The sequence below is a fragment of the Coprococcus intestinihominis genome, from assembly GCF_040096555.1.
Taxonomy (GTDB): domain Bacteria; phylum Bacillota; class Clostridia; order Lachnospirales; family Lachnospiraceae; genus Coprococcus_A; species Coprococcus_A intestinihominis.
This window is the reverse complement of the sequence record NZ_JBBMEK010000123.1, coordinates 1-9,247: the sequence shown is the minus strand read 5'-3', so window position 1 is coordinate 9,247 and position 9,247 is coordinate 1. Positions and strand designations below refer to the sequence as shown.

8 protein-coding genes are annotated in these 9,247 nt (G+C 45.8%); 2 read left to right on the top strand and 6 right to left on the bottom strand.

Annotated features, from left to right (window positions below):
• The coding region (locus WMO25_RS10310) for an ABC transporter transmembrane domain-containing protein (RefSeq protein WP_349085240.1) at positions 1 to 516 on the bottom strand (516 nt) is incomplete at its 3' end.
• Positions 517 to 775: 259 nt separating this feature from the next.
• Here WMO25_RS10310 and ftsH point away from each other — a divergent pair.
• Entirely contained in the window at positions 776 to 2,590 is a 1,815-nt protein-coding gene (ftsH, locus tag WMO25_RS10305) for an ATP-dependent zinc metalloprotease FtsH (protein WP_349085239.1), read from the top strand.
• A 39-nt stretch (positions 2,591 to 2,629) separates the two neighbouring features.
• Here the strand turns inward: ftsH and WMO25_RS10300 are convergent, their stop codons facing one another.
• Positions 2,630 to 3,829, bottom strand: coding sequence for a molybdopterin molybdotransferase MoeA (locus WMO25_RS10300; RefSeq protein ID WP_349085238.1), 1,200 nt, complete (start codon positions 3,827 to 3,829; stop codon positions 2,630 to 2,632).
• Positions 3,830 to 4,248: 419 nt separating this feature from the next.
• Between WMO25_RS10300 and WMO25_RS10295 the strand changes: the two genes are divergently transcribed.
• Complete coding sequence (locus tag WMO25_RS10295) at positions 4,249 to 5,484, top strand: dicarboxylate/amino acid:cation symporter (protein WP_015513035.1); 1,236 nt, start codon at positions 4,249 to 4,251, stop codon at positions 5,482 to 5,484.
• 118 nt (positions 5,485 to 5,602) lie between these two features.
• Here the strand turns inward: WMO25_RS10295 and nadA are convergent, their stop codons facing one another.
• The 4 genes from nadA to WMO25_RS10275 are packed head-to-tail and all read right to left on the bottom strand — an operon-like array spanning position 5,603 to position 9,204.
• On the bottom strand, positions 5,603 to 6,520 hold the full coding sequence (gene nadA, locus WMO25_RS10290) for a quinolinate synthase NadA (protein WP_117528774.1): 918 nt from the start codon (positions 6,518 to 6,520) through the stop codon (positions 5,603 to 5,605).
• Between the two features lie 5 nt (positions 6,521 to 6,525).
• Entirely contained in the window at positions 6,526 to 7,062 is a 537-nt protein-coding gene (locus WMO25_RS10285; protein WP_015513033.1) for a transcription repressor NadR, read from the bottom strand.
• Between the two features lie 14 nt (positions 7,063 to 7,076).
• Positions 7,077 to 7,928: a carboxylating nicotinate-nucleotide diphosphorylase gene (gene nadC / locus WMO25_RS10280; protein ID WP_015513032.1), complete on the bottom strand. Its 852-nt coding sequence runs from the start codon at positions 7,926 to 7,928 to the stop codon at positions 7,077 to 7,079.
• On the bottom strand, positions 7,921 to 9,204 hold the full coding sequence (locus tag WMO25_RS10275; RefSeq protein ID WP_349085236.1) for an L-aspartate oxidase: 1,284 nt from the start codon (positions 9,202 to 9,204) through the stop codon (positions 7,921 to 7,923). The genes nadC and WMO25_RS10275 overlap by 8 nt, the downstream gene beginning before the upstream one ends.
• Positions 9,205 to 9,247 lie beyond the last annotated feature (43 nt).

Sequence of the window (9,247 nt, the reverse complement as noted above, 5' to 3'; positions counted from 1 at the left end):
AAGTATGACACCCAGAATAATAAAAGGCACTGTCGCCGCAATGATCAGCGATAATTTCACCGATGACATGATAATCAGCGTAAAACTGACTACGATCATGACCGGTGTCAGCATTGCCGTTCTCAGAATGATATTCATAAAATTCATAATCTGAAGTGCATCATTACTCGTCCTTGTGATCAGTGAAGAAACACCCAGCTGATTCATTTCCCGATGAGAAAAACTCTGAACCTTTTCAAAAAGATCATTTCTGATATCGCAGGTGACCGCTGTAGAAATTCTGGCACCGCAATAGCCGAGGACAACCGTTCCGAGAATGCCCACAACCGAAATCAGAGCGATCAGCCCACCCATTTTCAGCAGATATTCCCGATCCCCACTGGCTACACCGCCGTCAACCATTCTTGAGATAATCGTCGGAATACCCAGTTCTGTCAATGCAAACCCAAAAACAGAAATAAAGTTTAAAAAAACAAGCCCTTTATAGCTCTTGAGATAAGATAACATTAATCGCATATTTCTCCCCCATCAATTCTCCGTACACTGTCTGCACCGCTTCTCTCCATCATAGCCGGTGCAGGCATACCCCCTCTACTATAAGTATGCATGGTATCATTTCTCCCGTCAACTAAAGATTTAATAAAAATATTATTTATATTTCTTAATATTTTCAATTATTAAACAGATTTATCAGAGATTGTGCATGGTATATTTTTGGATATAATGATATAATGTAGAATTATTAGAAACATGCATTATAAGGAGGCCGAATATTATGAATGAAGTCAAAACTCCAAAAAAGAATTGGTTTTACTACTATACAATCGTTCTGCTCATCCTCATTATTCTCAATACATTCATTATGCCGCTGATTCAGCAGCACAGCGTGAAAGAGGTCGATTACGGCACTTTCATCAGCATGACTGAGAAGAAAGAGATTGGCAAAGTTGAAATTGAAAGCAATCAGATTGTTTTCACGAATAAGGATGAATCCCAGATTTACAAGACCGGTCTGATGGATGATCCGAACCGTACAGAACGACTTTATGAATCCGGTGCAGAATTCTCCAGCGAGATTATTGAACAGATGTCCCCACTGGTCAGTTTCCTGCTCACATGGATTCTCCCATTGGTCATTTTCTTTGCCCTGGGCCAGTATATGTCCAAGAAGCTCATGAACAGGATGGGCGGCGGCAAAGATTCCATGATGTTTGGTATGGGCAAGAGCAACGCCAAGATTTATGTGAAATCCACCGAAGGCATCAAATTCTCCGATGTTGCCGGTGAAGATGAAGCCAAAGAGAACCTGACAGAAATTGTGGATTACCTTCACAATCCGAATAAATACAAGGAGATTGGTGCATCCATGCCAAAGGGCATTCTCCTTGTAGGCCCTCCCGGAACAGGTAAGACAATGCTTGCCAAGGCTGTTGCCGGTGAATCCAATGTGCCGTTTTTCTCCATGTCCGGTTCAGAATTTGTCGAAATGTTCGTAGGTATGGGTGCTTCCAAGGTCCGTGACCTGTTCAAACAGGCGAAGGAGAAAGCTCCATGTATCGTTTTTATTGATGAAATCGATGCCATCGGCAAGAAGCGTGACGGCCAGATCGGCGGCAATGATGAACGTGAACAGACACTGAATCAGCTGCTGACTGAGATGGATGGTTTTGAAGGCAACACAGGTGTTATTATTCTTGCAGCTACCAACAGACCCGAATCTCTGGATCCTGCCCTGACCCGTCCGGGACGTTTTGACAGACGTGTGCCTGTTGAACTGCCTGATTTGAAGGGCCGTGAAGAAATTCTGAAAGTCCATGCCAAGAAGATTCGTCTTTCTGACGATATCGATTTTAATAAGATTGCCCGTATGGCTTCCGGTGCTTCCGGTGCCGAACTGGCGAATATTGTCAACGAAGCAGCGCTTCGCGCAGTCCGTGACAATCGACGCTTTGCAACGCAGGCCGATTTGGAAGAAAGTATTGAAACCGTTATTGCCGGTTACCAGAAGAAGAATGCGATTCTCACCAACAAAGAGAAGCTTATTGTTTCCTACCACGAAATCGGACATGCGCTTGTGGCTGCAAAACAGAACAATTCTGCGCCTGTCCAGAAGATCACGATTATTCCGAGAACATCCGGTGCCCTTGGCTACACCATGCAGGTGGATGAAGGCAATCACTATCTGATGAGCAAAGAAGAAATTGAGAATAAGATCGCTACATTTACAGGTGGTCGTGCCGCTGAAGAAGTTATCTTCGGCTCCGTCACAACAGGGGCTTCCAATGATATCGAACAGGCAACCCGCCTTGCCCGTGCCATGATCACCCGCTACGGTATGAATGAGGACTTCGACATGGTTGCCCTTGAAACAGTCACCAACCAGTATCTTGGCGGTGATACATCTCTGGCATGTTCTGCTGAAACTCAGGCTGAGATTGACCACAAGGTCGTTGAACTGGTGAAACAGCAGCATCAGAAAGCCCTTCAGATTCTGATCGAGAATCGTGCGAAACTGGATGAATTGGCTCACTTCCTCTATGACAAAGAAACCATTACCGGCGAAGAGTTCATGAATATTCTCAACGCCTAAAAAGATGGGGCTGTCTATTTTCCGACAGCCCCATCTTTTTTATAATCTCCAGATATGGACTTTATCCCCGGCTTTCAATGGCCCTGTCCCCGCCGGCATATCGACAAGGCAGTTGGTTCCGATCCCCTGACGCATCTGAGCATTATGCTGCCCTTTTGTGATGTGAACGGCATGTCCATCGTCATAGGCTTTTAATACCCGACGATTGCCTTTATTGCCTGGGTAATCATAAGCAATGTCAGCTTCTTTTTTCACCAAAAAGGTTTGTTGGCTTCCTGTCATCTTCTGCAATAACGGCTGCATCAGCAGCTCAAATACAGCAGATGCAGAGAAGGGATTCCCGGACAGGGAAATGACTGGTTTCCCGGCATATAAAGATGCCATTGTGGGCATGCCCGGTTTTAAATCAATACCATGGAACAAAATGTCTGCACCCAGTTTCTTCATAATCTCCGGCAATAAGTCTTTGACCCCGACAGATACACCGCCCGTTGTCAATATCACATCTGCCTCTTCTGCGCATTTTTCTACTGCCGCTGTTATTTTATCCGCATCATCACCGACAAAGATCCCCTCCGTCAGATTGCAGTCAAGCTGCAGGAGTCTGCCTGTCAGATAAGCCAGATTGGCATTATAGATTTTTCCGGGAAGCAACGGCTGCCCATGCGGCATCAACTCCTCACCGGTTGTAATCACCGCCGCACGGACTTTCCTTCTCACCGGAACACTGTCTATTCCTCCGGATGCCATGGAAGCCATCATATAAGCATCGACTTTTTCCCCTTCCCATCCAAGGCAGTCGCCCTGGTGAAAGTCCTCGCCTGCGGGACAGCAATTCATTTTTTGAGCCAATGACACATAAATTTTGACCTGTTCCTGACCATAATCCGTGTCCTCCTGTTTGACAACACAATCCGCACCTTCCGGTATCATGGCACCGGTCATAATCCGAATGGCCTCACCGGCATGTACGCTTTTGTCCGTCACTTCTCCGGCACAAACCCGGTCAATGACTTTCAGACAGACCGGATTGCTTCTGCTCACTGTCCGTATATCTTCACTTCTAACAGCATAACCATCCATAGCCGACCGTTCAAAAGGCGGCTGACTGACATGTGCATACACATCTTCTGCCAGAATTCTGTCGATACTTCTTAATAATTCGACCTTTTCCGACATGACACAATGGACGACTTCCAGTAATCGTGCCTGCGCTTCCTCCAGTGTTATTGTCTGCATCTTAATTCCTACCTTAACTTTAAATTTTGAATTGATTGCCTTTTTATTGTACCACGTTGTTGTCCATTGCACATCGTTTTTTCAGCTCCCGAATGGCCTCCTCAGGTTCGTAATCGCGTATGATCCTTCCTGTCACGAATTCTTTTCATCTCAAATAGCATCACGACTTAGATTTTCACTCCCATATTTTGTAAAACATAAGAATTTCATCCTTTTTTCCTGCAAATTTCAACGCTATTATACCATTTTTAAATAAAAAATTGGGTGGAAATGAAATTTTATCATTAAAAAAAGTCATTTTTTGTTGATTCACCCCGAAAATTCTGCTATGATTGGTAAGGTTGCGCTATTTTTAGACGTTTATCCTGAATATATGTGAAACATATAGATTTAGATTTCCTGAAAGTGAGAACACTAAAATGAAAGAAAAGAAGAAACTTTCTCTGGCCGGACAGATTTTTATAGCTTTGATTCTGGCCATCATTGCCGGTCTGCTGATGCAGAGCCATGCTGAGTTTGCTGAAAACTATATCAAACCATTTGGTACGATCTTTCTGAACTTGCTGAAGTTTATTGTTGTACCGATTGTCCTTTTCTCTATTATGAGCGGTATCATCTCCATGAGTGATATCAAGAAGGTCGGTTCCATTGGATTAAAAACAGTTATTTACTACTTCTGTACAACTGCTTTTGCCATCACATTCGGACTGCTTTTCGGTAACCTTTTCAAAAATGCCTTCCCTGTCGTAGCGACAACAGATCTTTCCTATGAGGTCACTGAGGCCCCTTCCCTGATGGATACAATTGTCAATATTTTTCCATCTAATTTTATTGCCCCAATGTCTGAATCCAACATGCTTCAGGTCATTGTTATGGCATTAATCTTTGGTTTTTCAATTATTCTGATCGGTTCAGAAAAAAACAGCCGACTGGTAACCGCCATCAACGACCTGAATGAAGTCTTTATGAAGAGTATGGAGCTGATCCTCAAGCTGTCACCAATCGGTGTCTTCTGTCTGCTCTGCCCGGTCATTGCTGCCAACGGTTCCAACATTATCGCCTCTCTGGCGATGGTACTCCTGACCGCTTATCTCTGCTATGTGATCCATGTGGTCGTTGTATATTCCCTGGCAGTCAAGGCCATCGGCGGATTAAGCCCACTGAAGTTCTTCAAAGGCATGCTTCCGGCAATGATGTTTGCCTTCTCCAGTTCTTCTTCCGTGGGAACACTTCCGATCAACCTGGAATGTGTGGAAGGACTTGGTGCTTCCAGAGAGATTTCTTCTTTTGTTCTGCCGCTGGGTGCGACCATCAACATGGACGGTACAGCCATTTATCAGGGTGTCTGTGCGATCTTCATCGCTTCCTGTTACGGCATCACACTGACGCCGACCCAGATGCTCACCGTTGTTCTGACAGCCACACTGGCTTCCATCGGTACTGCCGGTGTTCCCGGTGCAGGTATGGTCATGCTGGCCATGGTCCTGACTTCCGTTGGTCTGCCGGTTGACGGTATTGCCCTGGTTGCAGGTGTCGACAGAATCTTTGATATGGGACGTACAGTTGTCAATATCACCGGCGATGCCAGCTGCTGTATTGTTGTATCCAATCTTGAAAAAAAACGCGAAGCCAGAAAATCTGCACGCAATGCATAATTGCATAATAATCCAAACATAAATAGGACGTGTGAAACATAAGTATGCATATTTCACACGTCCCATTTTTATGTGCATTCAGGCCTTACAGCCATCTGTCCGTATTCCCGCCTGTCTGCTATTCGCCCAATTCCACCATTCTTCGGATGCATCTTCCGGCACCTTCAATCACATTCTCAGGCAGCTGGATTTCTTCTCCGCCGCGGCCTTTCAGACAGTTATAAATATCCATCAGTGTTGTGATCTTCATATTCATACATGTCAGTGGAACAGCCAACGGATAGAAGGACTTGTCCGGACAATCAAACTGCAGATGTTCTACAATACTGTTTTCCGTTCCGATAATAAATTCTCTGCAGTCAGATTTCTTGGCATAATTCATAATACCTGTTGTGGATCCGACATAATCGGCCTGTTCAACCACTTCCTGACGGCACTCCGGATGCACCAGAAGCAGTGCATTCGGATGGGCCTTGCGCGCTTTCTCCACATCTTTGGCGCTGACCACGATATGTCTCGGACATCCGCCCTTATAAAAGGCAAATGTTTTCTCCGGCATCTGCTCTGCCACATAACGGCCCAGATTTGGATCCGGGATAAAAAGAATCTTGTCATTGTCCAGACGGCTGCAGATCTGAACCGCGGAAGAAGATGTGACGCAGACATCACATTCTGTCTTTAATTCAGAGGTTGTATTAATATAAGCCACAACCGCATAATCCGGATACTTTGCTTTTAATTCACGAAGTCCTTCCAGATCCAGCTGTTCTGCCATCGGACATCCGGCTGCAGGATTCGCCAGCCATACCTTTTTGTCCGGGCTGAGAACCTTGCAGGTCTCTGCCATAAAGCGCACACCACACATGATCACACCCTTGCAGTCACTCTTTGATGCCTGCACGCTCAAACCATAAGAATCTCCCATATAATCAGCCACTTCCAGTATCTCCTGTCCCTGATAAGCATGCGCCAGAATACAGATATCCTGTTCCTTTTTCATGCGCATGATTTCCTGCTGAATTTCCGCAATTGTCATCTTCTTTATTCCCCTTTCTTCTGTTCCCATGGTCGAAGCGGTGCCAGAAAACCGGCCGCTTTCAGCTGTTCGCCGATCAGATTCAGACGTTCTTCGCTAGCCGCCTCCACCAGATGATAATGATAACCGGATGTGGCTGTACTCAGAACCGTAGACTGACTGTCATTTAAAGCAGCAATAAATTCTGTCACATCCTGCCTTGAACGAATATCCATCTCCGCACTGACACGGCCATAAACTCTATGGCTGATACTGATATTGCACACTCTTCCGCCGCAGTCCACAATCAGATTCAGCTCTTTGGCCGCATCACTCTGCTTATGCCGCACCTTAAATTCTCTTACACAGCGCGGTTCCTGCTCCATCACATAACCCTTGGTCGTTGAAATGATCCCCGGTGTGTAAGCCCGTATCACCGCCATATCCTGAACAATTACCTGACGACTGACACCATACCTTTCTGCCAGTTTTCTCGCTGCAACAGGCTCCTCTGCGTTTTGAAGGAGCTTCAAAATCGCATTTCTTCTCTCTGCAGTTTTCATTCTTTCAGCTCCTCTCACACTGCATGCAGATGCTTCATGGAAATATCCAGGATTGGCGCAGAATGTGTCAATGCACCGCTGGAAACAAAATCCACGCCGATTTCACAAATACGGGCAATGTTTTCCTTTGTAATATTACCTGAACACTCTGTCTGGGCTCTTCCGTCAATCAAAGCGACCGCCTGCTTCATCACTTCCGGTGTCATATTGTCCAACATGATAATATCCGCACCGGCCTCTACAGCCTCCGCTACCTGTTCCAGTGTCTCTGTCTCGATCTCAATCTTTCGGACAAACGGCGCATATGCCTTTGCCATCTGAATAGCCTTTGTAATACTGCCTGCTGCCCCGATGTGATTATCCTTCAAAAGAACGCCGTCGGACAGATTGTAACGGTGATTGCATCCGCCGCCGACACGAACCGCATATTTTTCAAAAACACGACAATTCGGTGTCGTTTTGCGTGTGTCAAGCAGTGTCACACCACTGCCTTCCAGAAGCTTTGCCACACTTCTTGTATAGGTGGCAATTCCGCTCATCCGCTGCAGATAATTCAGCGCAACTCTTTCTCCCGACAAAAGAACCCGGATATCTCCTGTCACCTTTGCCATCAGATCGCCTTCTCTGACCTCATCGCCATCATGACAGAACATCTCAATCTCTGTATCTTCATCCAGAAGCTTAAAAACTCTGGCATATACATCCATACCCGCGATCACACCGTCTTCCTTGGCAATCAGATCTACGGTCCCCTGAACCTTCGTCGGCATCACCGCATTGGTTGACACATCTTCACTTGTAATATCTTCCTCCAAAGCCATGCGGATCAGCTTATCCGCCTGAAGCTGCATTGTAATACTATTCATTTCCACGCATCCTTTCTATTCCTTCTAATACAACCTGATGGTAATCTTCAAGCAATACCTCTTTATCCTCATATCGCTTCAGATCCGGTTCTGCCTGACACGGATCCGGGGCCTGACCAAACAGCATATCATAGGCCGCCCTTCTGGCAAACACAAGAGACTCCAGCAGTGAATTGCTGGCCAGACGATTCTTGCCGTGTACCCCATTGCAGCTTGTCTCACCGCAGGCATAAAGTCCTTTCATAGACGTGCGGCTGGACAAATCGACCTTAATGCCACCCATAAAGTAATGCTGGGCCGGTACAACCGGAATCGGCTCTTTGATCGGGTCAAATCCTTCCTCTATGCAATGCTGATAAATATTCGGGAAATGCTCTCTAATGGTCTTTTCTCCCAACGGACGCATATCCTCCAGGACAAATTCCGTACCATCTTTCTCCATCTGTGCGAAAATCGCCTGGCTGACAATATCTCTCGGCTGCAGTTCATTGGTAAAACGCTGTCCGTTTTTGTCGTATAATAATGCGCCTTCCCCGCGCACCGATTCAGAGATCAGGAATCTTCTTCCCTTACTTCGGGAAAATAATGTCGTCGGATGGATCTGTATGTAATCCAGATGTTCCACTTCAACCTGATGTTTCATGGCAATACCAAGGCCATCCCCGGCAATATGCGGATAATTGGTGGAATTCTGGTACAAACCGCCGATACCGCCGCAGGCCAGTACCACATACTGTGAACGGATCGGATAAACATGATTCTCCTCATCCATGGCTACTACACCGCCGCAGATATTATCCTTCTCAATCAGATCCACCATGGTCATATGCTCACGGATTTCAATATTCTCTTTTGTCAAAGCCTGTTTCAGCAGTGTACTTGTAATCTCCTTGCCCGTGATATCCTTATGGAACAAAATTCTCGGTCTTGAATGGGCACCCTCTCTTGTGAAATCAAGTTCCCCATCCGCTGTTCTGGCAAAATCCACCTTTCTGAAAACCAGATCCCTGATAATATCATTGGAACTGCGGATCATCAAATCTACGGCACGTTCATTATTCTCATAATGTCCGGCACGCATCGTATCTTCAAAATAGTCTTTATAATCATCTTCCCCACGGAGCATACAAATACCGCCCTGTGCCAGAAAAGAATCTGACAGATCGGCTTCCTGCTTTGTCAGCATCAATATTTTCTTCCGCTCCGGCAACATCAAAGCGCAGTACAATCCGGCTGCTCCGGTTCCCACGATAATGACGTCATAATATTCATTCATTTTATTTATACCTCTTTCCCGATCAGGTTTTTATTGCTTTTGT

Coding starts and splice junctions, on each gene's coding strand:
- WMO25_RS10300 (WP_349085238.1), bottom strand. CDS start 3,829: ATGCAGACAATAACACTGGAGGAAGCGCAGGCACGATTACTGGAAGTC.
- WMO25_RS10285 (WP_015513033.1), bottom strand. CDS start 7,062: ATGAAAACTGCAGAGAGAAGAAATGCGATTTTGAAGCTCCTTCAAAAC.
- ftsH (WP_349085239.1), top strand. CDS start 776: ATGAATGAAGTCAAAACTCCAAAAAAGAATTGGTTTTACTACTATACA.
- WMO25_RS10295 (WP_015513035.1), top strand. CDS start 4,249: ATGAAAGAAAAGAAGAAACTTTCTCTGGCCGGACAGATTTTTATAGCT.
- nadA (WP_117528774.1), bottom strand. CDS start 6,520: ATGACAATTGCGGAAATTCAGCAGGAAATCATGCGCATGAAAAAGGAA.
- WMO25_RS10275 (WP_349085236.1), bottom strand. CDS start 9,204: ATGAATGAATATTATGACGTCATTATCGTGGGAACCGGAGCAGCCGGA.
- nadC (WP_015513032.1), bottom strand. CDS start 7,928: ATGAATAGTATTACAATGCAGCTTCAGGCGGATAAGCTGATCCGCATG.